We start from the raw sequence: 26361 nt of genomic DNA, 5'->3' as shown, positions 1-26361 counted from the left end.
CCGATCTCAAAAAGGCCGCCCATTGGGCGGCCTTTTTGCGTTTGTCTGGCGGAGAGAGGGGGATTCGAACCCCCGAAGCGCGGTTTAGACGCTTACACACTTTCCAGGCGTGCTCCTTCAACCGCTCGGACACCTCTCCGGACCTGCTGCGATAACCCGCTGCAGGGGCGCAGATTCTAGCGGGGGAATGGCGATCGCACAAGCGGTAGGCGAGCAGGGCGCGGGGAGGCCTGGGGGGCTGGACAGGCATGGCACAATGGACATCCCGATGAAGACGGTGGCCTGATGTCCTATCTCGTCCTTGCCCGCAAGTGGCGTCCGAAGCGTTTTGCCGAGCTGGTGGGCCAGGAACACGTGGTCCGTGCGCTCAGCAATGCGCTGGACAGCGGCCGGGTGCACCACGCATTCCTGTTTACCGGTACCCGCGGGGTGGGCAAGACCACCATCGCGCGTATCTTCGCCAAGTCGCTGAACTGCGAGCAGGGCACCAGCGCCGACCCGTGCGGCCAGTGCCCGGCCTGCCTGGATATCGATTCGGGGCGCTACATCGACCTGCTCGAGATCGATGCCGCGTCCAATACCGGTGTGGACGACGTGCGCGAGGTGATCGAGAACGCCCAGTACATGCCCTCGCGTGGCAAGTACAAGGTCTACCTGATCGACGAAGTGCACATGCTGTCCAAGGCGGCGTTCAATGCGCTGCTGAAGACGCTGGAAGAGCCGCCGGAGCACGTGAAGTTCCTGCTGGCCACCACCGACCCGCAGAAGTTGCCGGTGACGGTGCTGTCGCGCTGCCTGCAGTTCAACCTGAAGCGGCTGGACGAGGAGCAGATCCAGGGCCAGATGACCCGGATCCTGGCCGCCGAGGAGATCGAGTCGGACCCGACGGCGATCGTGCAGCTGGCCAAGGCCGCCGACGGCAGCCTGCGCGATGGTCTGTCGCTGCTCGACCAGGCCATCGCCTATGCCGGCGGTGCGCTGCGCGAGGACGTGGTGCGCACCATGCTGGGCACGGTCGACCGGACCCAGGTGGCGGCCATGCTCGAGGCCCTGGCCGACGGCGATGGGGTGCGCCTGCTGCAGGTGGTGGCGGCATTGGCCGAGTTCTCGCCGGACTGGAGCGGGGTGCTCGAAGCCCTGGCCGAGGCGCTGCACCGGATCCAGGTGCAGCAGCTGGTGCCGGGCGCGCCGGGCGACGGGGAGGGCATCGATGCGGCCGCCTTCGCCCAGCGCCTGCGCCCGGAAGTGGTGCAGCTGTGGTACCAGATGGCCCTGGGTGGCCGTCGCGACCTGTACCTGGCACCGAGCCCGCGCGCCGGTTTTGAAATGGCCGTGCTGCGCATGCTGGCGTTCCGTCCGGCCGCTGCCGTGCCGCCGGTGCCGCGCGATCCGGACACCGGCACCGGGGTGAACAGTGGCACGGGCACTCCTGCGCAGGGCAGCGGCCTGGCCGCCGCGCCTGCGGTGGTGGCCGCGCCGGCTGCGATGGCAGCTCCGGCCCCGGCTGTCGCCGTGGTGGCTGCAGCGGCTCCCGTGGTCGCAGTGGCCGCGCCGGTGGTTGCCCCGCCGGCCCACATCGCCGAAGTGGCCAAGCCCGCCCTGGCTCCGGTGGTCACGCCGACGGCAGACGACGATCTGCCGCCGTGGCACCAGCATGGCGCCGAAGACCGCGACGAGGCCCTGGCGGCGGAAATGGCCAGCCCGGACGCGGCCATGGTGGCGCCGTGGGAGGCCCCGCCGGCCCGCCCGGTTGCTGCGGCGCCTGCGCCGGTTGCCGCCGCCCCGCCGGCCGCGCGCCCGCAGGGCATCGCCATCGCCCCGTCGGCCGCATCTGGACAGGCGCCGGCCGCCTTGGCCACGCCGGAGGCTTGGCTGGAACTGGTCGCCCAGAGCCAGCTCAGCGGCCCGTCGCGGCAGCTGGCCGCCCATGCGGCGTTCATCGGTTTTCAGCACGGCGTCTTGAAACTGGCGGTATCGCCCGGATTTGAATACCTGTGTTCGGACCGTTCGCTGGCGGCCCTGGCCGAGGCGCTGTCGGCGCCGTTGGGCCAGCTGCCGCGCATCGTGATCGAACATGGCGACGCCGAGGCCGAAACGCTGCACCAGCGTTCGGACCGCCAGCGTGGCGAGCGACAACAGGCGGCAGAAACCGCCTTCATGGCCGACCCGCAGGTGCAGGTGCTGATTCAGCAGCACGGCGCCCGGGTGGTGGCCGATTCCATCCGTCCCTTTGATGAGTAGAACGACATGCGCGGCAACATCGCCCAACTGATGCAGCAGGCCCAGAAGATGCAGGAAAACCTGCAGAAGGCCCAGGAAGAACTCGCCAAGCTGGAAGTCACCGGCACCGCCGGCGGCGGCATGGTCAGTGTGACCCTGACCGGCGCCAAGGAATGCCGCAAGGTGCGCATCGACCCGTCGATCCTCGGCGATGCGGAAATGACCGAAGACCTGGTGGCGGCCGCGTTCAACGACGCCTCCAACAAGATCGACGCCGAGTCGAAGAACCGCATGGGCTCGGCCACCGCCGGCATGCAGCTGCCGCCGGGCATGAAGCTGCCGTTCTGAGCCAGCGTCCGCGTCGGGCCTGCCCGGCGCCCCGCTGCCGACCGCGACGCGAAGCCATGCCGGCTTCGCGCGTTTGTTTCCAGATGAGCACACCGCCATGAGCCTGCCCCTGCTCGAACAACTGATCGAGGCTTTCCGCGTGCTGCCGGGCGTGGGCCAGAAGACGGCCCAGCGCATGGCCTACCACGTGCTCGAGCGCGAACGCGAAGGCGGGCAGAAGCTGGCCGAGGTGCTGGCCAAGGCGATCGAGCGGATCGGGCATTGCGTGCAGTGCCGCGATTTCAGTGAGAGCGAGATCTGCGCGGTCTGCGCCAACGGCAGCCGCGAACGCCAGCAGTTGTGCGCGGTGGAGTCGCCGGCCGACCGCCTGGCGATCGAACACGCCACCGGCTTCCGCGGGGTGTACTTCGTGCTGCAGGGGCGGCTGTCGCCGCTGGACGGGATCGGCCCGCGCGAGCTGGGCCTGGACCAGCTGGGTGCACGGCTGCAGCAGGGCGAGGTGCAGGAACTGATCATCGCCACCAGCGCCACGGTCGAGGGCGAGGCCACCGCGCATTACCTGGCGCAGCTCGCACGCGCGCACAAGGTGCGCCCCAGCCGCCTGGCCCAGGGGCTGCCGCTGGGGGGCGAGCTGGAGTACGTGGACCGCGGTACGCTGTCCCATGCGTTCGGTACGCGTACCGAAGTCCAGGAATGACCCGGCGCGCGCTACTCTCCCACTCCAACGTTCACACTGGTGCCCCATGAGCCAAGACACCCTGTTCGGCAAGATCATCCGCCGCGAAATCCCCGCCACCATCGTCTACGAGGACGAGGAGGTGCTGGGCTTCAAGGACATCGCCCCGCAGGCGCCGGTGCATGTTCTCTTTATTCCGAAGAACGAAGTGATCCCGACCCTGGACGATGTGCAGCCGTCGCAGGCACACCTGATCGGCAAGTTGGCGCTGGCCGCGGCCGGGTATGCGCGCGACCAGGGGTTTGCGCAGGACGGCTACCGCATCGTGATGAACTGCCGCGAGCATGCGGGGCAGACCGTGTTCCACATCCACCTGCATCTGCTGGCCGGCGCGCCGCTGGGGCATTTCGGCACGCCGAACGGGTGAGGGTGCGCGCGGTTTGATCGCCCATGAAAAACGCCGCCCTGGGGCGGCGTTTTTTTATCTACGCATACCGACCAACGGTCGGTACCTACCACCAACCCCAGCCGCGGTAGCCCCAGCCCGGGCCCCAGCCTGGACCCCACGGGCCGTACGGGTAGGCCGGGATCACGTCGACCTGGCGCTGTTCGGGCCACAGGTAGATCACGTCGGCCTCCAGCTTGGGCAGGCGGTAGTCGTATTCGCCGATGCGGGTGTTTTCGTACCCGGCGATCTTGCCGATGAAGGTCACATCGCGGCCGGGTTCGAACACGGCCGGGTCGTAGAAGCCGGCACGGCAGGCGATGAAGCGGCCGTCGCTGGCATCGGCCGAGGTGGTGCTCGGGCGGCCGCTGCCGTTGAGCGGGCGCGAGATCATCTGGAAGCAGGTCTGGCCTTGGGCCGGGTTGGTCTCGATGACGCGGCCGCCCCAGCGCACCGGCGTGCCCACCTGCTGGGTGGGCACCGCGTCGCGCGGGCTGACCATGCTGAACTGGCCTTGCAGCGGTTTGGGTGCGGTCGCGCAGGCGGCCAGCGCGAGCGAGGCGGCGAGGGGAAGCAGAATCTGGATCTTCATGGGGATGCTCCGGAGGACGGGCGATGCCTGCGCAGGTCGCGCAATAATGAAGTGAGGTCGACGTCAGCGCCAGCGTAGCGCGCCTGGACGAAACGGAGGCTGAGCGACAGCAGCGCCGGGTCGGGGCGTTGCCTGTGTACCCGCTGGGCCCAGTCGCCGGCGGTCTCGGCGCTGTCGCGGGCCAGGCCCAGCCGGGCGTAGCGCCGGCCCAGCCGGTGCCAGGCGCGCAGCAGCCGGTCGCGCTCGCGTTCGCCACGGGCCAGCAGCCAGCCCATCCAGCCTAGCGCAGCCAGTGCGAAGAGCACGAAAACCAGGATCAGCTGGGCCGGCTCGAGCTTGTCGATGCCCAACGGGCGCAGCAGCTGCTGCTGGCGGTTGGCGTCGAAGGACAGCACCAGGTCGTTCCAGCCGCGGCGCAGCCAGTCGGCGGCCTGGCCCAGCTGCATCCAGCGGCCTTCCAGGGTAGTTGCCCCGGCGTCGCCCAGGCGGTCTTCCAGGGTGTCCAGGATGCGCTCGGGGGCCACTGCGGCGGTCGGGTCCACGCGCACCCAGCCGCGCCCGGGCAGCCACACCTCGGCCCAGGCGTGGGCGTCCATGCGCCGCACCACCCAGTAGTCGCCATAGCGGTTGCGGCTGCCGCCGGCGAAGCCGGTCACCACCCGGGCAGGAATGCCGGCGTTGCGCATCAGCACCACGAAGGAGGAACTGAAGTGCTGGCAGAAGCCGGCCTGCTGGTCGAACAGGAACTCGTCCACGCCGTCGCGGCCGGGCAGCGGGGTGCTCAGGGTGTAGGTGAAGCGGGAGCGCACCCAGTCCAGGGCGCGGGCCACGATCGCCGCATCGTCGCCGCCGGCCTCGCGCCGCCACTGCCGGGCCAACTGCGCGGTGCGCGGGTTGAGCCCGGCCGGCAGCTGCAGAGCCTGCTGGCGCTGGTAGGCCCCGAGCTCATCGGCATAGGCCAGTGGTGCGGCCGACTGCAGGCGCCAGCGGGTCAGCGCGGTCAGGCTGTCGCGGCTGCGCAGGCTGTAGTCGCCATCCAGTTCGCTGCCGGGCGGGGCCTGCAGCGGCAGGTCCAGGGCCACCAGCTGGCGCCGGTCGGTGGATTCGTAATCGATCTGGTAGTCCCACTGCGGCCCGGCACGGCGGACCGCCGGTAGCGGCCGCTGGCGGCTGCGGCGTTCCTGCTCCCACACCCGTCCATCGAAGTGGGTCATCACCGGGCCACGCCAGTAGCGTTGTTCGGCCGGCGGCACCGCACCGAAGAACTGCACGCGCAGGGCCGGGGTGTCGTCGGCCATCAGGTCCAGCCACTGGCCCGGCTCCATCCGGTCGGACAGGCCCGGCTTGCCGACCGCGCGTTCGGGAATGCCCCACAGCGGCTCGCTCAGGCGCGGGAACAGCCAGAACCCGGCCAGCGCCAGCGGCAGGCCCAGCGCCACCAGCCGGCCGACGCCGCGCAGCTGGCCGCCCAGGCCCGGGCTGGTGGCCTGGCCTTCGGCATGGGCCAGCCGCTGCAGCGCCAGCAGCGCGCTGAGCGCAGCCAGCACCGCCAGGCCCATGGTCAGCGGCCCCTGGTCGAGCAGGAACGCGGAGAACGGGGCGAACAGGGCGAAGCCGAGCAGGCTGCGTGCATCGCGCAGGCTGCGCAGCTCGCTGGACTTGAGCGCCAGCATCGCCGCCAGCAGCGCGCAACCGGTGTCGCGGCCAGGACGGACGCCCATCTGCCAGTAGATCGCCGCCAGCATGCCCAGCACCAGCAGCAGCCGCAGCGGGGCGGCCAGCACGCGCTGGCGCGCGGCCAGCGCGGTCAGTACCGCAACCAGCGCGATGACCGCGGCCAGTTGTCCGGGCAGCTGCAGCAGCAGCGGCAGCAGGCCCAGCGCGGCACTGGCCAGGGTCCAGCCGCGCGCGCTGGGGTTGAGTTCGGGGGTGGTCGGTTCAGCCATGCGGCATCAGCGCCAGGGCGCGTTGGCAGAGGTGGTGGTGGGCGCTGCCGTTGGCCGGGCCGAGCACCGGTTGCCCGGGCAGCTGCAGGGTGTAGCGGCGGCCGTCGCGTTCGGCCAGGTCGACCCAGCGCGCCAGCTGCGCGATCCGGGTTTCGGTGGGCAGCGGCGCCAGTTGCCGCCAGTCCAGCAGCACATCGACCCCGACCGGTTTTTCGTAGTCGCGCACCAGCAGCGTGTCGCGCCGTGCCGAGTGCTTCCAGGCGATGCTGCGCGGCGGGTCGCCGGCGCGGTAGGGGCGCAGCTGGTGCAGTTCATCGCCGCTGGCATGGACGCGGGTGTGCAACGGATCGCCGCCGCTTTCCGGCAGCGGTGGGGCCTGGGCGGCGGGCGCGGCGTAGACCAGCAGCGGCGTATCGGGCCACACCCATGACCAGGCCCGCACCAGCCCCAGGGGTTGGGTGGTGGAGATCCGGATCCGCGCCAGGTCGCGCCAGCCGCGTCGCACGGTGGGCACCGGCAGGTCCACTTCGATCTGGTCGCTGTCGACCAGGTGGCCAAACGCGACGGCATCTTCGTGCTGCAGTTCCAAGCCGCGCCGGGGGCGCGCATCGGCGCGCGACAGGCTGATGCGCAGGCGCATCGGCTGGCCGGCGGTGACCGGTTCGGCCGACACCGCATCGATCTGCAAGGCCGACAACTGCAGGTGCGCGCTGATGGTGCTGGCGATCGCCACGGTGGCCAGCAGCAGGGCCAGCAGCAGCGCCGGATTGTTGTTGTAGTTCAGCGCGCCCAGCAGCATCACCGCCAGCAGCGCGGCCATGAACAGGCCGAAGCGGGTGGGCAGCACATAGATGCGGCGCCGGTCGAGCCGGCGCGGCAAGGGTTCGGGTTGGCGCGGTCGCGCCAACAGCTGCAGCTTCTGCCAGCGGGCTCCCCAGCCGCGGCGTGCCATCAGTCCACCGGCACGGTCTGGAGGATCGCGCGGGCCAGCGCCGGGCCGTTGCTGGCTTCGGCCTCGGGCACCAGGCGGTGGCCGGCGACGGCCACGAACAGGGTCTGTACGTCCTCGGGCACCACATGCGCGCGGCCCAGCAGCAGCGCGTGCGCCTTGGCCGCGCGCAGCAGCGCCAGCCCGGCGCGCGGCGACAGCCCGACGCGCACGCCGGCGTGTTGGCGGCTGCGGGTCAGCAGTGCCTGCACGTAATGGATCAACGCTTCGCTGGCGTGCACCTGGCCCACCGCGTCGCGCAGGGCGCGCACCTGTGCATCGTCCAGGCACGGCGTGGCCTGGGCGATCAGGTGGCGGCGGTCGGTGCCGCGCAGCAGTTCGCGTTCGGACTCGGCATTGGGGTAGCCCAGCGCCAGCCGCAGCAGGAACCGGTCCAGCTGCGAATCGGGCAGCGGGAAGGTGCCCGACAGGTCCACCGGGTTCTGGGTGGCGATCACGAAGAACGGATCGGGCAGCGGGTGGGTGGTGCCGTCCAGGGTCACCTGCTGTTCGGCCATCGCTTCGAGCAGGGCGCTCTGCGTGCGCGGCGGCGCACGGTTGATCTCGTCGGCCAGTAGCACATGGGTGAACACCGGGCCGGGATGGAACTGGAACTGGCGGCTGCCGGCGTCATAGACCGAGACGCCGAGCACATCGGCCGGCAACAGGTCGGAGGTGAACTGCACGCGCTGGAAGCTCAGGCCGAGGCTGGAGGCCAGGGCATGGGCCAGGGTGGTCTTGCCCAGCCCGGGCAGGTCCTCGATCAGCAGATGGCCACCGGACAGCAGGGCGACAAACGCAAGGCGGACTTCATGCGCCTTACCCAGCACCAGCCCGTTGACCTGGTCCTGGGCGCTGCGGAGGGCCTGTCGCACTACATCGGTTAGCATGGCTGGCACGTGGGGCGAGGTTTGCATGTCCGTCTCGTGTCGATGATTCCTTCGATTCTATAGAGCAATGCAGGGCGAACAACGCGCACGCACAATTTTCCTGCTGTTGTGGACGCTGATCACCGCCGTCAAGCTGGTGATTGCCGCGCGTCTGCCCCTGTTCGTGGACGAAGCGTTCTACTGGCAGGAAGGCCAGCACCTGGCGGCGGCCTATTCGGACCTGCCCGGGCTGACCGCCTGGTTGTCGCGGCTGGGCGTGGAGATCGGCGGGGCGCATGTGCTGGCCCAGCGGCTGCCGTTCCTGGCCATCGGTGCGGCGCTGCCGTGGCTGGTGTCGCGTATCGCCACGCGCTGGTTCGGCGCGGTGGCCGGCTGGCAGGCCGGCAGCCTGACCCTGCTGATGCCGTTGTCGGGCACGCTGGGCATCCTGGCGGTGCCGGATGTACCGATGGCGCTGGCCGCGGTGCTGTGCCTGGATGCCGGGGCGCGCCTGCTGCGCACCGTCGATGCCGCCGCGGCGGTGAAGCTGGCGCTGGGGCTGATGATCGGCGCGCTCAGCCACTACCGTTTCATCGGCGTGATCGTGGTCGGTTTCATCGCGTTGCTGCTGCTGCCGCAGGGGCGGCGCATGCTGCGCGACCCGCGGGTCTGGGTGGCGTTGGCGGTGGGGGTGCTGGCGTGGCTGCCGCTGTTGTCGTGGAACGCCGACAACCATGATGCCGGGCTGAAATTCCAGGTGGTGGAGCGCCATCCCTGGGCGTTCCAGTGGAGCGGGCTGTGGTTCCTGGTGATCCAGCCGATGCTGGTCACCCCGATCCTGTGCATGGCGATGTGGAAGGTGGCGCTGGCCGGCACCCGTTCCGGCGGTGGCGCGCGGGCGCAGTGGCGCTATTTCGGCCTGGTCGGTGCGGTATCGACCGTGGCGATCTTCGCGCTGGGCTTCTTCACCGATGTAGAGCGGATCAGTTTCCACTGGCCGTTGCCGGGCTATCTGGCGTTGCTGGTGGCCGTGCCGGTGGTGCTCAACGGCTGGCCGCGCTGGTTGCGCCGCACCGGCTGGTGGCTGGCCGGGACCGGGCTGGCGCTGGCGTTTTGCTACTACCTGATGGCCTCCGCCCCGGCGTTGCGCGAGCAGCTGGCCGGGGACAAGTACTACCCGCGCAATTTCGCCGGCTGGCAGCCGTTGGCCACGGCGGTACGCGAAGAACTGGCGACGATGCCGGCCGGCAGCCGGGTGCTGGCCGGCAATTTCAAGGTGGGCGCCGAGCTGGGCTTCCAGCTGCGCGATCCGTCCATCCAGGTGCTGCGCCACCCGCTCAACGACAAACATGGGCGCAGCGCGCAGCTGGGCCTGTGGGGCCTGCTGCACGACGGCCGGCGCGATGCGCCGCTGCTGCTGGTGCTCTCGCCCAGCGACCAGCGTTACCGCGACCTGCTGGCGCGCTACCACGCGGTATGCGCGCAGGTGGGACCGCTGCCGCCGCCGCGGGTGGTCAGCAACGACCATGGTTACCAGCGTTTCCTGCTGTTCAAGCTGCCGGCCGAACGCGCGCAGGGGCCGTGCGTGACCCCGGCGATGGCCTGGATCGATACCCCGTTGCCCGATGCGCGCGCGGCGGGAATGCTCGACGTGCGTGGCTGGGCGTTCAAGGACGGGGTGGGGCTGGCGCGGGTGGAGGTGCTGGTCGATGGCCGGCCGGTGGCCGAGGCGGCCTATGGGCGCAGCTACGACATCACCCGGTTCTGGGCGATCTCCTCCGACCCGCAGCACCCCAACGTCGGCTTCGATGCGCGCATCGACACCGCTGCGCTGGCCCCGGGCCGGCATTGGCTGGGGCTGAACCTCTACGGCCGCGATGGCAGCGTGGAATCCTGGCCGGAGCAGCCGTTGGTGGTGCCGGCGCGCTGAGCGCGTCGGCGGCAGGACTCAGGGCAGTCGGTAGCCGGCCTGGCGCAGCAACTGGCCCAGTGCGATCAGCGGCAGCCCGATCAGGGCGGTCGGGTCGCGGTTGTCGATGGCCTCGAACAGGCTGATCCCCAGGCCTTCGCACTTGAAGCTGCCGGCGCAGTCCAGCGGCTGCTCGGCGGCCACGTAGCGTTCGATCTCGGCGCGCTCCAGGGAGCGGAAGTGCACCCGGGTGAGATCGCAGGTTTCCAGCACTTCACCGTCGCGGACCAGGCTCACCGCGGTGTGGAAGTCGACCACCTGCCCGGACATCGCCGCCAGCTGCGCGTGGGCACCGGCGACGGTGCCCGGCTTGCCCAGTGGCGCGCCGTTCAGCTCGGCGACCTGGTCCGAGCCGATCACCCAGCGCCCCGGATGCAGGCGGGCCACCGCCTCGGCCTTGGCCCGCGCCAGGCGTACCGCCACGGCCCGCGGGGCCTCGCCGGGGCCGGGTGCCTCGTCCACCTCGGGGCGGGCGGTGTCCAGCGGCAGGCCGAGCCGTTCCAGCAGTTCACGGCGGTAGCGGGAGGTGGAGGCAAGCAGCAGCGGGGTCATGCGACAATACCGGGCACGGAAGGCCGGCAGTCTGGGCCCTGCGGGCGGGGATCGGCAAGCTGACTGCGGCAGCATTTGACAGCAGCCCGGACGGTCCTTAACATTCAGCGGCTTATGTCCGCGAACGTGCCCGAATTGCTGGATGCTTGGCGGATGGTCGCAGCGCGAAGGCGCTTCGACGGCCAGGTGGATCTAGCGCAATTGACCCGCCTGCAAGGGCTTGTTGCCGATACCGAAGGCCGGTGCAGCTATGCACTGGAATTCGCCCACGACGACATCCTGCGGGTATCCTATGTTGAACTGTCCATCGACACCGAGTTGCCGCTGATCTGTCAGCGCAGCCTGCAGCGCTTCCTGTTGCCGGTTTCGATGGTGCAGCGGCTCGGCCTGATCCGCAGCGAAGAGGATGAATCCTCGTTGCCGGAAGGGTACGAGCCGTGGCTGGTGCCCGAAGACGGCATGCTGCGACCGCTGGAACTGGTGGAGGACGAACTTGTCCTGGCCGTGCCCGTGGTGCCGCTGTCCCCGGATGGTCAGGCAGTGGACCAGGACTGGGCGCCGACCGAAGAAGAAATCAGCAAGGCCAATCCGTTCGCGGCGTTGGCGGCACTGAAAAAACAATAGCAGCCGGATTGTCGTCGGCGGCTGCGGCGAAAGCGAAAACTGTGCTGGGCGCTGGCGTCCTGCGCGACGATACGACGAAGCAAAACGAACCGAGTTTGGAGCAATCCCATGGCTGTGCAGAAATCCCGTGTCACCCCGTCCCGCCGCGGTATGCGCCGTGCGCATGACGCCCTGAGCGCCAAGCAGCTGTCCACCGATCCGACCACCGGTGAAGTGCATCTGCGTCACCACATCACCGCTGACGGTTTCTACCGCGGCAAGAAGGTGATCACGACCAAGTCGAATTCGGCCGTCGAAGAAGATTGATTCGTGGAGGCCGCTGCCCGGTCGGGCAGCGGCCTTTACTCCTTTCTTCCCGGCTGTCACTGTTGATGGCCGTGCTACAGGACATGCAATGAGCAAGCGGATCTACTCGAGGATCGCGGGCACAGGTAGCTATTTGCCCGAAAGAGTGTTGACCAACCAGGATCTGGAGAAAATGGTCGACACCAGCGATGAGTGGATTCAATCGCGCACCGGTATTCGCGAGCGGCACATTGCAGCCGAAGGCGAAACCACCAGCGACCTGGGTTATCAGGCCGCGCTGCGTGCGCTGGAAGCGGCCGGTATCGACGCTTCGCAGCTGGACATGATCGTGGTGGGTACCACCACGCCTGACCTGATCTTCCCGTCCACCGCGTGCCTGATCCAGGCCAAGCTCGGTGCGAGCGGTTGCCCCGCTTTCGATGTCAACGCAGCCTGTTCGGGCTTTGTGTTCGCGTTGAGCGTGGCCGACAAATTCATCCGTTCCGGCGATGCACGGCATGTGCTGGTGATCGGCGCGGAAACCCTGACCCGTATCGTCGACTGGACCGAGCGCACCACCTGCGTGCTGTTCGGCGATGGCGCCGGCGCGGTCGTGCTCAAGGCCGACGAAGACACCGGCATCCTCAGTACCCACCTGCATTCGGATGGCAGCAAGAAAGAGCTGCTGTGGAATCCGGTGGGTGTGTCGGCCGGCTTCGGCGAGGGCGAAAACGCCCGTGGCGCGATCCTGATGAAGGGCAACGACGTGTTCAAGTACGCCGTCAAGGCGCTGGATTCGGTCGTGGACGAAACCTTGGACGCCAATGGGCTGACCAAGTCCGACCTGGACTGGCTGATCCCGCACCAGGCCAACCTGCGCATCATCGAGGCCACCGCCAAGCGGTTGGAGATGTCGATGGAGCAGGTGGTGGTGACGGTGGACCGGCACGGCAACACCTCGTCGGCATCGGTGCCGATGGCGCTGGATGTGGCGATCCGTTCCGGCCGCGTCGAGCGTGGCCAGTTGCTGCTGCTGGAAGCCTTCGGTGGCGGCTTCACGTGGGGTTCGGCGCTGCTGCGTTATTGATAGCGGCGTTACGACAACGTGATGCTTTTATTACGGCCCCCTACGGGGCCGTAAGCATTTCAGGAGACCTGTCATGGTAGAGCCCATCGTCATCGAGGGGCAGCGCGCCTGGCTGAAGCAATACGGCGAAGGAAGCCGGAGGGTTGCGCTGGGCCTGCTCAATTTCGTCGCGTGCCGTTTCCAGCTCGATGCACTGCGCCCGCCGCCGCACCGCGGCGGCGATGCGGCCAGGAAAACCGAGGCGCGCCGTCTGGGCGAGCTGGCGGCGCAGGGGGTGAAGGTGCCGCACGTGATCGGCACTGGGCATGCGGCGCTGGTGCTGGGCGACAACGGCAATTCGTTCAATACCTGCCTGCGCCAGGCCGATGCGGCCGGGCGCGACCGGCTGGTGGCTGCAGCGATGCAGGCGATCGCCATGGCGCACCGCAAGGGTGCCTATTTCGGCCAGCCGTTGCCGCGCAATCTGACCTGGGATGGCAGGCAGGTGGGTTTCATCGATTTCGAGGAAGACCCGCTGGAGGTGATGGACCTGGCCCAGGCCCAGGCGCGCGATTGGCTGATGTTCGGCTACGGCGTGGCCAAGTATTACGAGGACCGCCCGCAGCGGTTGCAGGCGTTGATGGCGCAGGCGATGGACGGGGTGGAAGCGCCGGTGCTGGCGCATGCCCATGCGGTATCGGGGCGGCTGCGCGGCCTGGCCCGCGCCAGTCTGAAGCTGGGTCGGTCGGCGCGCGCGCTGGCGCACGCGATCCTGGTGGTGCATGGCGCCACTACGCTGGGCGTGCTGATGCTGGCGGTGATCTGCGTCGATTTCTTCAGCGACGGCGATCTGGACCTCCTGCAGCTGTTGGTGTGATCGGGCAGGGCCAAAGCCAAAGCCAAAGCCAAAGCCAAAGCACCTTTGCTCGTGGGCCTGGCTTTGGGCCGGCGCGGGTGGGTTTGCGGGACACGCCGTGAATCCGTCCGTGGAGGCTTGGCGAAAACATCCATGTTTTCGACAGTCCCGCAAACCCACCCACGCCGACCCATCCACAGATGACTGGTCCGCAAGGATAGTCAAGGTCCAAGGCACACAGCTTTTGCTGTGTTCAAGCCAAGTGCAGCCCTGCCCGGGGTGGGTAAGTAGGAGGTGCCGAGCCATGCTCGGCACCTCCCCATCCCAACGAAGGCCGTTGCTCCCGCTTTTGCTTATCCCATGCACACCGATCCTCTGTGCAAGGGCTGGGGTCAGTGGGTTTGCGGGACCGTTGGGCGCCATGGATGGCGCTCACGAGCCTCCACGGACGGATTCACGGCGTGTCCCGCAAACCCACTGGCCCCAGCCCTCCCAGACGAAGTGCAGGCAACGCTTTTGCTTCAAAACGGCCTTCACCAACCCAACACACATACGCGGCAGTACAGACGAAGGGCGCTGTTCCGACTTATCATTCGCCGTTCGATTTTTGCAGGCGGATGACCGCGTGACCGATTCCAATCTCGCTTTCGTGTTCCCCGGCCAGGGCTCGCAGTCGCTGGGCATGCTGGCCGAGCTGGCCGAGCTGCACCCGCAGATCCGTGCTGCCTTCGGCGAGGCGTCCGATGGCGCCGGTGTCGACCTGTGGGCGCTGTCGCAGGGCGGCCCGGAGGAAATGCTCAACCGCACCGAATACACCCAGCCGGCCCTGCTGGCCGCCAGCATCGGCGTGTGGCGGGTCTGGAACGCGGTCGGCGGTGCCCAGCCGGGCGTGCTGGCCGGGCACAGCCTGGGCGAGTACACCGCCCTGGTGGCTGCCGGCGCGCTGACCCTGCACGACGGCGCCCACCTGGTGCGCCTGCGCGGCCAGCTGATGCAGGAAGCCGCGCCGGCCGGCGTTGGCGCCATGGCGGCCGTGCTCGGTGCCGACGACGCCCTGGTCCAGGAGGTCTGCGAGCAGGCTGCCGGCAGCCAGGTGGTGGTGCCGGCCAACTTCAATTCTCCCGGCCAGATCGTGATCGGTGGCGACGCTGCGGCCGTTGACCGTGCGCTGGCGCTGCTGGCCGAGCGGGGCGTGCGCAAGACCGTCAAGCTGGCCGTCAGCGTGCCCTCGCATACCCCATTGATGCGCGAAGCCGCCAACCGCCTGGCCGAAACCATGGCCGGCCTGGACTGGCGCGCACCGGCCCTGCCGGTGGTGCAGAACGTCGATGCCCGCGTGCATGACGGCGTGGAAGCCATCGCCCGCGCCCTGGTCCAGCAGTTGTACCTGCCGGTGCAGTGGACCGGTTGCGTGCAGGCCCTGGCTGCCCGTGGCGTTACCGGCGTGGCCGAATGCGGCCCGGGCAAGGTGCTGACCGGATTGATCAAGCGCATCGACAAATCGCTGGACGCGCGCACACTGTCCACGCCTGCCGATTTCCAGGCTGCCCGCGAGACCTGGGCCGCCTGACCTGTCGACCGACTCCGCACGCGCATGGCCCTGGGGCCGGCGTGCGGACCCGTCCCGTTCGAGGAATTACAGATGAGCAAGCCCCTTCAGGGTGAAATCGCACTGGTGACCGGCGCCAGCCGTGGCATCGGCGCCGCCATCGCCGACGCACTGGCCGCGCAGGGCGCGACCGTGATCGGCACTGCCACCACCGACGCCGGTGCCGCCGCCATCGGTGAACGCCTGGCGGCCGTGGGTGGCCATGGCCGCGCGCTGAACGTGACCGATGCCGCCGCGCTGGCAGCGGTGCTGGACGGGATCGCCAAGGAATTCGGCGCGATCACCATCCTGGTCAACAATGCCGGCATCACCCGCGACAACCTGCTGCTGCGCATGAAGGAAGAGGACTGGCAGTCCATTCTGGACACCAACCTGACCAGCGTGTTCCGCACTTCCAAGGCGGTCATCCGCGGCATGATGAAGGCGCGCCGTGGCCGCATCATCAATATCGCCTCGGTGATCGGCGTCACCGGCAATGCCGGCCAAGCCAACTATGCCGCCGCCAAGGCCGGCATCATTGCCTTCTCCAAGTCGCTGGCCAAGGAAATCGGCTCGCGCGGGATCACCGTCAATGTGGTCGCGCCGGGCTTCATCGACACCGACATGACCCGTGCCCTGCCCGAAGAACAGCGCACCGGCCTGGTCAAGACCATCGCCCTGGAACGCCTGGGCGAAGCGTCCGATATCGCCAACGCGGTGGCGTTCCTGGCCGGCCCGTCGGCCAGCTACATCACCGGCGAAACCCTCCATGTGAACGGCGGTATGTACATGCCGTAAGCATGTGGCGCATGGACTGCGCCGCAAGTGATTGATCTGGCTGATGTTTTGCAACGATGTAAGGCGTCGCTGGTTTCCACTACACTATCCCACGGTCATCCCTCACCGGATGGCGTCACTTTTGAACCACTACTCCATCTGGAGCGATATCCAATGAGCAGCATCGAAGAACGCGTCAAGAAAATCGTCGTCGAACAGCTTGGCGTCAAGGAAGAAGAAGTCACCAACAGCGCATCGTTCGTCGATGACCTGGGCGCTGACTCGCTGGACACCGTTGAACTGGTGATGGCGCTGGAAGAAGAGTTCGAGTGCGAAATCCCGGACGAAGAAGCCGAGAAAATCGGCACCGTCCAGGCTGCGATCGACTACGTCACCGCCCACGTCAAGGCTTGATGTCAGGCGGCTGGCGCGCGGTTGTGGCCAACGCCGCGACCGCGTGCGGCAAACCCATGGGGCCGCGCTTGCGGCCCTGTGCATTTGAGCGTTACACCGCGTCATACCCGCAACACCCGGGTCAGGAGAATCTGCAATGAAGCGTCGCGTCGTCGTTACCGGCATGGGCATGGTCTCGCCGTTGGGCAATGATCTGGACACCAGTTGGAAGGGCATCACCGAAGGCCGTTCCGGCATCGGTGCGCTGACCAACGTTTCGCAGTCCTACCTGGACCGTTTCACCACCAAGATCGCAGGTGAGGTCAAGGACTTCGACATCACCGCCGACAACGACCAGTTCGGCTCGTTCCGGGTCAGCGGCAAGGATGCCAAGAAGATGGACCCGTTCATCCACTATGGTCTCGGTGCCGCCTTCATGGCGCTGCACGATTCCGGGTTGGACATCACCGAGGCCAATGCCGAGCGCATCGGCGCGATCGTCGGCGCCGGGATCGGCGGCCTGCTCGGTATCGAAGAGCAGACCATCGACTTCCACGAGGGCAGGAAGATCTCGCCCTTCTACGTGCCCAAGACCATCATCAACATGCTGCCGGGCCAGCTGAGCATCATCACCGGGTTGAAGGGGCCGTCGTTCTCGGCGGTGTCGGCCTGCGCCACCTCCAACCACTCCATCGGCACCGCCATGCGCATGATCCAGTACGGCGATGCGGACGTGATGGTGGCCGGTGGTGCCGAGCGCGGTTCCTCGCCGACCGCCCTGGGCGGCTTCTGCGCGATGAAGGCGATGAGCACCCGCAACGACGACCCGGGCGCGGCCTCGCGGCCGTGGGACAAGGACCGCGACGGCTTCGTGCTGGGCGACGGTGCCGGCATCCTGATCCTGGAAGAGTACGAGCACGCCAAGGCCCGTGGCGCGAAGATCTATTGCGAACTGGCCGGCTTCGGCGCCAGCTCCGACGCCTACCACATGACCGCGCCCAGCGAGAACGGCGAAGGCGCCGCGCGCTGCATGGTGATGGCGATGAAGGACGCCGGGGTGAACCCGGACCAGATCGGCTACCTCAACGCGCATGGCACCTCCACGCCGCTGGGCGACCTCGGCGAGACCATGGCGATGAAGGCCGCCTTTGGCGGGCACGCCTACAAGATGATGGTCAGCTCGACCAAGTCGATGACCGGCCACCTGCTCGGCGCGGCCGGCGGGGTGGAGGCGATCTTCTCGGTGCTGGCGCTGCGCGACAACGTGATTCCGCCGACCATCAACCTGCACCAGCCCGGCGAAGGCTGCGACCTGGATTACGTGCCCAACACCGCCCGCCAGCAGCAGGTGGACGTGGTGATGTCCAACGGCTTCGGCTTCGGTGGCACCAACGGTACCCTGGTGTTCAAGCGGATCTGATCGCGCCGCTGCCGCACTCCCCACCCGGGCCGCCATCATGGCGGCCTTGGTGTATCTGGTCCCCTGCGCCCAGCGCGTGACTTCCCGGTGTCCCTGCATGCTCCAGACCCATCCGCTGCCCGCCACCACCGACCTGCTCGCGCTGCAGCGCCTGGCCCCGCAGCGCTACCCGCTGCTGATGGAATCCACCGCCTCGGGCACCGCGCAGGGCCGCTGGGACCTGCTGCTGATGGGCAACGGCCAGTCGCTGGCGCTGCACGCCGATGGTGTGGTCCGCGATGGCGACGGCCAGGCCCACGCCGGCCGCTTCCTGGACGTGCTGGACGCGCACTGGGCCGCACTGCGGCAGCCGCGCGAAGAACCGGCATTGCCGTTCCGCGGCGGCTGGGCGCTGATGCTGGACTACGAACTGGCCGGCCAGATCGAAACCGTGCTGGCCTTGCCGACGCGCGCCGATGGCCTGCCGTCGGCGCTGGCGCTGCGCTGCCCGGCCGCGGTGCTGCACGACCGCGTGCTCGGCCAGTACCACGCCGTCTGCGAAACCGAACACGCCGCGCTGCTGCCGGTGCTGCTGGCCGACCTGGCCGCCAGCGCCACACAGGCGCCGTTGCCGGCCTGGCAGACGCCGGCGCAGCTGGCCGAGGATGCCCCGGCGCGTTTTACCGACGGCGTGGCCCGGGTCATCGATTACCTGCGCGCCGGCGATGTGTTCCAGGTCAACCTGTCGCGGCGCTGGTCGGCGCAGTTCGCCCAGGCGCTGTCGCCGCAGGCGCTGTACGCGCAGTTGCGGGTGGCCAACCCGGCGCCGTTCGCCGGCCTGTTCATGGCCCAGGGCAGGGCGGTGGTGAGTTCCTCGCCGGAACGGCTGGTGTCGGTGCATGGCGATGACGTGCAGACCCGCCCGATCGCCGGCACCCGCCCGCGCTTTGCCGGCGACGACGATGCCGCGCGCATCCAGGAACTGGTCGGCCATCCCAAGGAGCGCGCCGAACACGTGATGCTGATCGACCTGGAGCGCAACGACCTGGGCCGGATCTGTACGCCGGGCAGCGTCGAGGTGGACGAGCTGATGAGCGTGGAAAGCTACGCGCACGTGCACCACATCGTCAGCAACGTGCGTGGCCGCCTGCGACAGGGCGTCACGCCGGGCCAGGTGATCGCGGCCACTTTCCCCGGTGGCACCATCACCGGCTGCCCCAAGGTGCGCTGCATGCAGATCATCGCCGAGCTGGAGCAGACCGCGCGCGGCGCCTATACCGGCGCGTTCGGCTGGCTGAACCGCGACGGCGACCTGGACCTGAACATCCTGATCCGCACCGCCGAGGTGGCCGCCGACACCGCGGTGTTCCGCACCGGTGCCGGGATCGTGGTGGATTCGGACCCGGCGCGCGAACTGGACGAAACCCGCGCCAAGGCGCGCGGCCTGCTGCGCGCGCTGGGCCGGCAGGACTGAACCGGCGCGGCCGGCTACGGCGATTTGGCGGTGTGCAGCACCCGCGCGGTATGCTGCGCGGCGGTGAAATCAAATCCATTCGAGGTGACCATGGCGGGTGCGAAACGGGGATGTCTGGCCGTGCTGGCGGTGCTGCTGCTGGCGGCGGCGCTGCTGGCCGCGGCCGGTGCGTGGTTCTGGCACAGCCAGCGCGGCTTTGCCGACACGCCGCTGACCCCCGACCAGCCCAGCGTGGTGATCGCCTCCGGTGACGGCCTGGCCACGGTGCTGGGCAAGCTGCGCGCAGCCGGCGTGGACGAAGGCAGCGACACCCAGTGGCAGCTGCTGGCGCGCCAGCTTGATGCCGCCGGCAAGCTCAAGGTGGGCGAGTACGCACTGGACCCGGTCCTGACCCCGCGCCAGCTGCTCACCCGCATGCGCCAGGGCCGCGTGCTGCAACACCGCCTGACCATCGTCGAAGGCTGGAACATCCGCCAGTTGCGTGCCGCGCTCAAGCGCGCCGACCCGCTGCTGCACACCACCGATGCGCTCGACGACGCGGCGCTGATGAAGGCCGTGGGTTTCCCCGGGCAACATCCCGAAGGCCGCTTCCTGCCCGAAACCTACGTCTACCAGCGCGGCGACAGCGACCTGGACGTGCTCAAGCGCGCGCACGCGGCGATGGAAAAGGAACTGGCCCTGGCCTGGGACAGCCGCGCGGCCGACCTGCCGCTCAATTCGCCCTACGAACTGCTGACCCTGGCCTCGATCATCGAAAAGGAAACCGCGCTGCCCAGCGAGCGCCCGCAGATCGCCGGCGTGTTCGCGCGCCGCCTGAAGATCGGCATGCGCCTGCAGACCGACCCGACCGTGATCTACGGCATCGGCAGCAGCTACGACGGCAACATCCGCAAGCGCGACCTGACCACCGACACGCCGTACAACACCTATACCCGCGCCGGCCTGACCCCGACCCCGATCGCCATGCCCGGCCGCGACGCGCTGCACGCGGCGGCGCAGCCGGCCGCCGGCGATGCGCTGTACTTCGTGGCCGTCGGCGACGGCAGCGGCGCGCACGTGTTCTCGGCCAATTACACCGACCACAACGCCGCCGTAGCCCGCTACCTGCAGCAGCTGCGCCAGCAGCGCGGCCAGGCGGCGCGGCAATGACCGCATCGCTGCTGCGCCATCCGCGCCTGATCAGCCTGGAAGGCGGCGAGGGTGCCGGCAAGACCACCGCCATCAACGCCCTGCGCGATGCCTTGCAGGCACGCGGCCACGAGGTGTTGCTGACCCGCGAACCCGGCGGTACCCCGCTGGCCGAACGGATCCGCGCGCTGGTGCTCACCCCCGACGCCGACATCGCCCACGAGCCGTTGTCGGCCGAGGCCGAGCTGCTGCTGGTGTTCGCCGCGCGTGCCCAGCACGTGCGCCAGACGATCCAGCCGGCGCTGCGCCGTGGCGCCTACGTGATCAGCGACCGCTTCACCGATTCCAGCTACGCCTACCAGGGCGGTGGGCGCGGCCTGGACCCGGCCTGGATCGCCGACCTGGAGCGCCGCGCGGTGGGCCTGCTGCCCGGCCTGACCCTGCTGCTGGACGTGGATGTGGCCACCGGCCGCGCCCGCGCCAACGGCCGTGATCTGTGGCCGGACCGGATCGAGAGCGAGCAGGACGACTTTTTCCAGCGGGTGCGCGCGGTGTTCCGCCAGCGCGCCGGCGAAGACCCGCAGCGTTTCCGCCTGATCGACGCCAGCCAGGACCAGCCCGGCGTGGCGCGGTCGGTGGTGGCCGCGGTGGACGCATGGCTGGCCCAGGAGCCCGAACATGACTGAGACCTTTTCGCCCTGGCAGCAGCGCGCCTACGACCAGACCGTGGCCGCGCTCGATGCCGGCCGGCTCGGCCATGGCCTGCTGATCTGCGGCCCGGCCGGGCTGGGCAAGCGCGCGGTGGCCCTGCGCCTGGCCGCGCATGTGCTGGGCCGCAGCGAGCCGGCCGCGGCCAGGCGCAGCGCCCAGCTGATCGCCGCCGGCACCCATCCGGACCTGCAGCTGATCTCGTTCATCCCCAACAAGTCCGGCGACAAGCTGCGCACCGAGATCGTGATCGAACAGGTCCGCGAGATCTCGCAGAAGCTGGCGCTGACCCCGCAGTACGGCATCGCCCAGGTGGTGGTGGTCGACCCGGCCGACGCGATCAACCGTGCGGCCTGCAACGCCCTGCTCAAGACCCTGGAAGAGCCGCAGCCGGGCCGCTACCTGTGGCTGATCAGCAGTGACCCGGCGCGCCTGCCGGCCACCGTGCGCAGCCGCTGCCAGCGCCTGGAGTTCAAATTGCCACCGCGCGAGGAGGCCCTGGCCTGGCTGCAGTCGCAGGGCCACAGCGAGGCCAGCGCCCGCGAGGCCCTGGACGCGGCGCGCGGCCATCCCGGGCTGGCCGACAATTGGCTGCGTGACGACGGGCTGGCATTGCGCCGGCAGGTCGCCAGCGACCTGGAGGCACTGGTGGCCGGGCGCGCCGGGGCGGTGGAACTGGCCCAGCGCTGGTGCGGCGATGAACACGCCGCGCTGCGCCTGCGGCATGCCGCCGACCTGGCGCTGGCCCAGGCCAGCGGCGGTGGCTTGACCGATCCGGACCGATTGCACAAGCTGGCAGCCTGGTTCGACGCCGCCAACCGTACCCGCGATCTGCTGCGCACCACCGTGCGCGCCGACCTGGCGGTGGTGGAATTGTTGTTGGCTTGGAACCGGGTCAACGAGCGGCACGCAAGGGGAAACAACGCATGAGCGCCACCAACGCCCGCCAGGGCATCCTGTCGCTGGCCGTCAAGGACAAGTCCGCGCTGTACAGCGCGTACATGCCGTTCGTGAAGAACGGCGGCATCTTCGTACCCACGCCCAAGCGTTACTTCCTGGGCGATGAGGTGTTCCTGCTGCTGACCCTGCCCGACTCCAGCGAGCGCCTGCCGGTGGCCGGCAAGGTGGTCTGGGTGACCCCGGCCGGGGCCCAGGGCAACCGCCAGGCGGGCATCGGCGTACAGCTGGCCGAAGGCGCCGAGGGCGAGGCGGTGCGCAACAAGATCGAGACCCTGCTGGCCGGCATCCTGACCGCGGACAAGCCGACCCACACGATGTGAAGAAATTTCCGCAGACCCGTTGACGCGGAAATTTGCCGCCCTATAATGAGCGGCTCAGCAGCATCGGGCGGTTAGCTCAGCGGTAGAGCATTGCCTTCACACGGCAAGGGTCACAAGTTCGAACCTTGTACCGCCCACCACGCTGCAACATGAAGAAGCCGGCCCTTGGGTCGGCTTTTTTGTTTCCGGCAGGCGCATGCGCTGGGTCGGGCCGTCCCGGCGGGGAGTACCCAACCTGATTGCCGGACGGTCGCCGTAGGGTCACATCACAGATGGCCCGCTCAGGACGATGCGATGGAGGTTTCCGCCGCGCGCGACCGCACAGGCGATGAAATCGTCCTGATGCACAACCACGGTTGCCGACGCCCGTTCTGCGGTGTGTCTTTCGCCAAACGCGTTGATTCCGTCACGCCCGACGCGCCTGTGCTCGCCTCGAGGGGCGGCACTTGTGAAATCGAACCGTGTTGTTGATTCAATCTCCAGATCGAATCGAATTGAATATTCGCCGGCGCAAATTACAAAGTGGGCAGGGTGCGACGCCGAATATTCGTTTCGTATTTTCTGGGTGCCGGCGCAATCGTAGATAAAAGGCTTGAAACAAGCGCTTTTGTCGCTGCTTTGGGATGGCTGAAACAGCATCGTGCAGTGCCGCACGCAGCGCGCACCCATTGCGAAGTTGCACGGCGTGACCTTGGTTGTCACGCAAAAAACAACGTGCCTAGACTCCGGTCGTAGTGAGGAACGCAGCGTTTTGTTCGTCCCGGAATATCCGGCACAACCGGTTCCCGGCAGAACAAGACCGCGTCAACCATTCATCTGCCGCTGCCGTGGATCTGCATCCCGCACACGGGGTATTTGCTATCGGCGCGCGCGACGGAGACGGCATCGTCAAGGAGGCCATCACATGAGCCACGACTATTCCGCCATCGCCGGTGAACTGCTGCGCAGTCTCGGTGGGCGCGACAACCTGGAACAGGCCGCGCATTGCGTCACGCGCCTGCGCCTGCTGCTCAAGGACCCCAAGCGGGTGGACAGCGCGGCGTTGAACCGCATTGAACTGGTGAAGGGCTCGTTCTTCACCGGCGGCTTGTTCCAGGTAGTCATCGGCCCGGGCGAAGTGGAGAAGGTCTATGCCGCACTGCGTGAGCAGGGCGGCCTGGCGGCGCTGACCATCGCCGACCTCAAGCAGCACAGCACCGCGCGTACCCGTGGCATGCAGCGGCTGGTGCGGGTGCTGTCGGATGTGTTCATGCCGATCCTGCCGGCGCTGATCATCGCCGGGCTGTTGATGGGGGTGAACAACCTGATCGGTGCCAAGGGGCTGTTCATCGACGACATGACCCTGCTCGACGCCTATCCGGCGCTGGAAGGGCTGTGGAGCCTGATCAACCTGATGGCCAATACGTCCTTCGTGTTCCTGCCGGCGCTGGTCGGCTGGTCGGCGGCGAAGCGCTTTGGCGGCAGTGAAATCCTGGGCATCGTGCTGGGCCTGATGCTGGTCCATCCGGACCTGCTCAACGCCTGGAACTACGGCAAAGCGGTGGCCGGCCTGGAAGGGCAGAGCCTGCCGTACTTCGACATCCTCGGCTGGTTCAATGTGGAGAAGGTCGGCTACCAGGGCCAGATCCTGCCGATCCTGCTGGCCGCCTATGTCATGAGCGTCATCGAGAAGTGGCTGCGTGCGCGGGTGCCCAACGCCATCCAGCTGCTGGTGATCCCCATCACCACCATCGTGGTGACCGGGGTGCTGGCGCTCACGCTGATCGGCCCGGTCACCCGCTACCTGGGCATCCTGATCGCCGATGGCATCGTGGCGCTGTTCGATGTCGCCCCGCTGCTGGGCGGGGCGGTGTTCGGGCTGCTGTACGCGCCGCTGGTGATCACCGGCATGCACCACATGTTCCTCGGCGTGGACCTGCAGCTGATTTCCAGCCAGGGCGGCACCTTCATCTGGCCGATGATCGTGATGTCCAACCTGGCCCAGGGCAGCGCCACGCTGGCAGTGTTCTACATGACCCGGACCGCGCGCGACAAAAGCATGGCCTCCACCTCGGCGGTGTCGGCGTACTTCGGCATCACCGAGCCGGCGATGTTCGGCATCAACCTGCGCTACAAGTACCCGTTCTATGCCGCGCTGGTCGGCTCGTCGCTGGGCGGCATGTTCCTGTCCTGGCACAAGGTGCAGGCCTCGGCCATTGGCGTCGGCGGGTTGCCGGCGTTCATCTCGATCATGCCGCAGTACATCCCCATCTTCGTGGTCGGCATGGCCATCGCGATGGCGGTGCCGTTCCTGCTGACCTGCCTGCTCACCCTGAAGATCGTCCGGCCCGGCTACAGGGTGGCCTGAGCCATGGGAGCCCAACAGCAGTTGCCGTCGTGCGGCGTGGCCGATGCGCCGGCACGGTCACTCCCTTCGCAAGGACGGCATGCCATGCGCAGCTGGCAGCAATCGGTGGTCTACCAGATCTACCCGAAGAGTTTCTACAGCCACGCCGGCACGGCCACCGGCGACCTGCTCGGGGTGGTGGCCAAGCTGGACTACCTGCAGTGGCTGGGCGTGGATTACCTGTGGATCACCCCGTTCCTGCAGTCGCCGCAGCGGGACAACGGCTATGACATCAGCGACTACTACGCCATCGACCCCAGCTACGGCAGCATGGCCGACTGCGAGCTGCTGATCGCCGAGGCGGGCAGGCGCGGCATCCGGGTGATGCTGGACATCGTGGTCAACCACACCTCCACCGATCACGCCTGGTTCCAGCAGGCACGCAGCAGCCGCGACAACCCCTACCGCGATTTCTACCTCTGGCGCGACCTGCCCAACAACTGGCAATCCAAGTTCGGCGGTTCGGCCTGGGAATACGAGCCGCACACCGGCCAGTACTACCTGCACCTGTTCGACCGCAGCCAGGCCGATCTGAACTGGGACAACCCGCAGGTGCGTGCCGAAGTCTTCGCGATGATGCGCTTCTGGCGCGACAAGGGCGTGGGTGGTTTCCGCCTGGACGTGATCAACCTGATCTCCAAGCCGGCCGGTTTTCCCGAAGACGCCAGCGACGGCCGGCATTTCTATTCCGATGGCCCCAACGTGCACCGCTACCTGCAGGAAATGCACCGCGAGGTTTTCGCCGGGCACGACCTGCTCACCGTCGGCGAGATGTCCTCCACCAGCCTGGCGCACTGCGTGCGTTACTCGCACCCGCAGGCGAACGAGCTGTCGATGACCTTCAACTTCCACCACCTGAAGGTGGACTACCCGAACCTGCAGAAATGGGAGCTGGCCGCGTTCGATTTTCTCCAGCTCAAGCGCGTGCTGTCGGACTGGCAGACCGGCATGCAGCACGGCGGCGGCTGGAATGCGTTGTTCTGGTGCAACCATGACCAGCCGCGGGTGGTATCGCGCTTTGGCGACGACGGCCCCTACCACGTGGTGTCGGCCAAGATGCTGGCCACTGCGCTGCACTTCCTGCACGGAACCCCGTTCATCTACCAGGGCGAAGAACTGGGCATGACCAACCCCGGTTTCGAGCACATCGAGCAGTACCGCGATGTGGAGACCCTGAACATCTACCGGCTCAAGCACCTGGCCAGGGAACCGGTTGCGTCGAGCATGGCCACCATCCGGCAACGCTCGCGCGACAACGGGCGCACGCCCATGCAGTGGAGCGCGCAGCCCTTCGCCGGCTTCAGCAGCGCCGAGCCCTGGATCGGCGTGGCGGCCAATGCCACCCACATCAATGTCGAATGCCAGCGCGACGACCCGGCCTCGGTACTGCACCACTACCGCCAACTGATCGCGCTGCGCCGCAGCGAACCGCTGATGGTCGATGGTGTCTATCGGCTGCTGCTGTGCGACCACCCCCAGGTCTGGGCCTATCTGCGCGAGGGCCGCGGCGAACGGCTGCTGGTGGTGAACAACTTCTACACCGCCACGTGCCTGGTCGAGCTGCCCGAATCGGTGCTGGCCGGTTGCAGCGTGCAGCGCGTGGTGATCGGCAACTACCCCGACTGTGCGGTGCCGGGCCGGCAGCTGCTGCTGCGCCCTTACGAATCCTTCGTGGTGCACCTGGCCGAGGCGGGGTGACCACCGCTTGCGCCTGCAGGTCGGGATCGCCTGCAGGTGCTGCCTTCCCCGGTCCCATCGATCGCCGGCCGTGCCATCGGAGCGGCGTGCCTGA

Annotated in this window: 26 protein-coding genes and 2 tRNA genes; 21 read left to right on the top strand and 7 right to left on the bottom strand. The window is 68.2% G+C overall.

The annotated features are described in order from the left end of the window. Window positions 1-46: 46 nt before the first annotated feature. Window positions 47-139, bottom strand: a tRNA-Ser gene (locus IC535_RS15400). Between the two features lie 146 nt (window positions 140-285). On the opposite strand from IC535_RS15400, the gene dnaX reads away from it, so the two are divergent. The 4 genes from dnaX to IC535_RS15380 all read left to right on the top strand — a co-directional run bounded on the left by dnaX (window position 286) and on the right by IC535_RS15380 (window position 3671). Beyond that, window positions 286-2241, top strand: coding sequence for a DNA polymerase III subunit gamma/tau (gene dnaX, locus IC535_RS15395; RefSeq protein WP_228886717.1), 1956 nt, complete (start codon window positions 286-288; stop codon window positions 2239-2241). Window positions 2242-2247: 6 nt separating this feature from the next. Beyond that, on the top strand, window positions 2248-2568 hold the full coding sequence (locus tag IC535_RS15390; protein ID WP_228886718.1) for a YbaB/EbfC family nucleoid-associated protein: 321 nt from the start codon (window positions 2248-2250) through the stop codon (window positions 2566-2568). 97 nt (window positions 2569-2665) lie between these two features. Further along, complete coding sequence (gene recR, locus IC535_RS15385) at window positions 2666-3265, top strand: recombination mediator RecR (RefSeq protein ID WP_228886719.1); 600 nt, start codon at window positions 2666-2668, stop codon at window positions 3263-3265. A 46-nt stretch (window positions 3266-3311) separates the two neighbouring features. After that, complete coding sequence (locus IC535_RS15380; protein ID WP_228886720.1) at window positions 3312-3671, top strand: histidine triad nucleotide-binding protein; 360 nt, start codon at window positions 3312-3314, stop codon at window positions 3669-3671. A gap of 85 nt (window positions 3672-3756) precedes the next feature. On the opposite strand, the gene IC535_RS15375 is transcribed toward IC535_RS15380, so the two are convergent. Genes IC535_RS15375 through IC535_RS15360 form a run of 4 tightly spaced genes read right to left on the bottom strand, consistent with a single transcriptional unit; the run spans window position 3757 to window position 8132 of the window. Then, window positions 3757-4281 carry a Slp family lipoprotein gene (locus IC535_RS15375; protein WP_228886721.1) on the bottom strand — a complete coding sequence of 175 codons (525 nt, stop codon included), beginning with the start codon at window positions 4279-4281 and terminating at the stop codon, window positions 3757-3759. Beyond that, complete coding sequence (locus tag IC535_RS15370; RefSeq protein ID WP_228886722.1) at window positions 4278-6227, bottom strand: transglutaminase TgpA family protein; 1950 nt, start codon at window positions 6225-6227, stop codon at window positions 4278-4280. Before IC535_RS15370 ends, IC535_RS15375 begins: the two co-directional genes overlap by 4 nt. Further along, a complete protein-coding gene (locus IC535_RS15365; protein ID WP_228886723.1) occupies window positions 6220-7179 on the bottom strand; it encodes a DUF58 domain-containing protein in 960 nt (319 codons plus the stop codon). The genes IC535_RS15370 and IC535_RS15365 overlap by 8 nt, the downstream gene beginning before the upstream one ends. Beyond that, entirely contained in the window at window positions 7179-8132 is a 954-nt protein-coding gene (locus IC535_RS15360) for an AAA family ATPase (RefSeq protein WP_429000391.1), read from the bottom strand. Before IC535_RS15360 ends, IC535_RS15365 begins: the two co-directional genes overlap by 1 nt. A gap of 40 nt (window positions 8133-8172) precedes the next feature. On the opposite strand from IC535_RS15360, the gene IC535_RS15355 reads away from it, so the two are divergent. Further along, window positions 8173-10014 (top strand): ArnT family glycosyltransferase, encoded by a 1842-nt coding sequence (locus tag IC535_RS15355; RefSeq protein WP_228886725.1) that lies wholly within the window; start codon window positions 8173-8175, stop codon window positions 10012-10014. Between the two features lie 18 nt (window positions 10015-10032). On the opposite strand, the gene IC535_RS15350 is transcribed toward IC535_RS15355, so the two are convergent. Beyond that, the gene (locus IC535_RS15350) at window positions 10033-10605 is read right to left on the bottom strand and encodes a Maf family protein (protein WP_228886726.1); all 573 of its coding nucleotides are present in this window, start codon (window positions 10603-10605) and stop codon (window positions 10033-10035) included. A 114-nt stretch (window positions 10606-10719) separates the two neighbouring features. On the opposite strand from IC535_RS15350, the gene IC535_RS15345 reads away from it, so the two are divergent. From IC535_RS15345 to IC535_RS15280, 14 genes are all read left to right on the top strand, one after another. Next, a complete protein-coding gene (locus IC535_RS15345; protein WP_228886727.1) occupies window positions 10720-11229 on the top strand; it encodes a YceD family protein in 510 nt (169 codons plus the stop codon). Between the two features lie 108 nt (window positions 11230-11337). After that, window positions 11338-11535 (top strand): 50S ribosomal protein L32, encoded by a 198-nt coding sequence (gene rpmF, locus IC535_RS15340; protein ID WP_017357626.1) that lies wholly within the window; start codon window positions 11338-11340, stop codon window positions 11533-11535. An 88-nt stretch (window positions 11536-11623) separates the two neighbouring features. Next, window positions 11624-12601 (top strand): beta-ketoacyl-ACP synthase III, encoded by a 978-nt coding sequence (locus IC535_RS15335; RefSeq protein ID WP_228886728.1) that lies wholly within the window; start codon window positions 11624-11626, stop codon window positions 12599-12601. A gap of 73 nt (window positions 12602-12674) precedes the next feature. Further along, window positions 12675-13457, top strand: a complete 783-nt coding sequence (locus tag IC535_RS15330) for a serine/threonine protein phosphatase (RefSeq protein ID WP_228886729.1) — start codon at window positions 12675-12677, stop codon at window positions 13455-13457. A gap of 604 nt (window positions 13458-14061) precedes the next feature. Further along, entirely contained in the window at window positions 14062-15006 is a 945-nt protein-coding gene (gene fabD / locus IC535_RS15325; protein WP_228886730.1) for an ACP S-malonyltransferase, read from the top strand. 72 nt (window positions 15007-15078) lie between these two features. Continuing rightward, window positions 15079-15822, top strand: a complete 744-nt coding sequence (gene fabG, locus IC535_RS15320; RefSeq protein ID WP_228886731.1) for a 3-oxoacyl-ACP reductase FabG — start codon at window positions 15079-15081, stop codon at window positions 15820-15822. A 153-nt stretch (window positions 15823-15975) separates the two neighbouring features. Then, the gene (acpP, locus tag IC535_RS15315) at window positions 15976-16215 is read left to right on the top strand and encodes an acyl carrier protein (protein WP_228886732.1); all 240 of its coding nucleotides are present in this window, start codon (window positions 15976-15978) and stop codon (window positions 16213-16215) included. Between the two features lie 136 nt (window positions 16216-16351). Further along, a complete protein-coding gene (gene fabF / locus IC535_RS15310) occupies window positions 16352-17614 on the top strand; it encodes a beta-ketoacyl-ACP synthase II (RefSeq protein WP_228886733.1) in 1263 nt (420 codons plus the stop codon). A gap of 97 nt (window positions 17615-17711) precedes the next feature. After that, on the top strand, window positions 17712-19067 hold the full coding sequence (locus IC535_RS15305; RefSeq protein WP_228886734.1) for an aminodeoxychorismate synthase component I: 1356 nt from the start codon (window positions 17712-17714) through the stop codon (window positions 19065-19067). A 90-nt stretch (window positions 19068-19157) separates the two neighbouring features. Then, window positions 19158-20216, top strand: coding sequence for an endolytic transglycosylase MltG (gene mltG, locus IC535_RS15300; RefSeq protein WP_228886735.1), 1059 nt, complete (start codon window positions 19158-19160; stop codon window positions 20214-20216). Then, on the top strand, window positions 20213-20881 hold the full coding sequence (tmk, locus tag IC535_RS15295; RefSeq protein WP_228886736.1) for a dTMP kinase: 669 nt from the start codon (window positions 20213-20215) through the stop codon (window positions 20879-20881). The genes mltG and tmk overlap by 4 nt, the downstream gene beginning before the upstream one ends. Continuing rightward, entirely contained in the window at window positions 20874-21833 is a 960-nt protein-coding gene (locus IC535_RS15290; RefSeq protein ID WP_228886737.1) for a DNA polymerase III subunit delta', read from the top strand. The genes tmk and IC535_RS15290 overlap by 8 nt, the downstream gene beginning before the upstream one ends. Continuing rightward, entirely contained in the window at window positions 21830-22183 is a 354-nt protein-coding gene (locus tag IC535_RS15285) for a PilZ domain-containing protein (RefSeq protein ID WP_228886738.1), read from the top strand. The genes IC535_RS15290 and IC535_RS15285 overlap by 4 nt, the downstream gene beginning before the upstream one ends. A gap of 65 nt (window positions 22184-22248) precedes the next feature. Beyond that, window positions 22249-22323, top strand: a tRNA-Val gene (locus tag IC535_RS15280). Window positions 22324-22444: 121 nt separating this feature from the next. On the opposite strand, the gene IC535_RS15275 is transcribed toward IC535_RS15280, so the two are convergent. After that, window positions 22445-22885, bottom strand: coding sequence for a hypothetical protein (locus IC535_RS15275; RefSeq protein ID WP_228886739.1), 441 nt, complete (start codon window positions 22883-22885; stop codon window positions 22445-22447). Window positions 22886-23087: 202 nt separating this feature from the next. On the opposite strand from IC535_RS15275, the gene treP reads away from it, so the two are divergent. Together treP and treC are read left to right on the top strand one after the other, a co-directional pair. After that, window positions 23088-24530 carry a PTS system trehalose-specific EIIBC component gene (gene treP / locus IC535_RS15270; RefSeq protein WP_228886740.1) on the top strand — a complete coding sequence of 481 codons (1443 nt, stop codon included), beginning with the start codon at window positions 23088-23090 and terminating at the stop codon, window positions 24528-24530. 84 nt (window positions 24531-24614) lie between these two features. Then, a complete protein-coding gene (gene treC / locus IC535_RS15265) occupies window positions 24615-26267 on the top strand; it encodes an alpha,alpha-phosphotrehalase (RefSeq protein WP_228886741.1) in 1653 nt (550 codons plus the stop codon). Window positions 26268-26361 lie beyond the last annotated feature (94 nt).

Source organism: Stenotrophomonas rhizophila (assembly GCF_020857975.1).
GTDB classification, from domain to species: Bacteria; Pseudomonadota; Gammaproteobacteria; order Xanthomonadales; family Xanthomonadaceae; genus Stenotrophomonas; species Stenotrophomonas rhizophila_C.
This window is presented reverse-complemented; position numbering and strand designations above follow the sequence as displayed.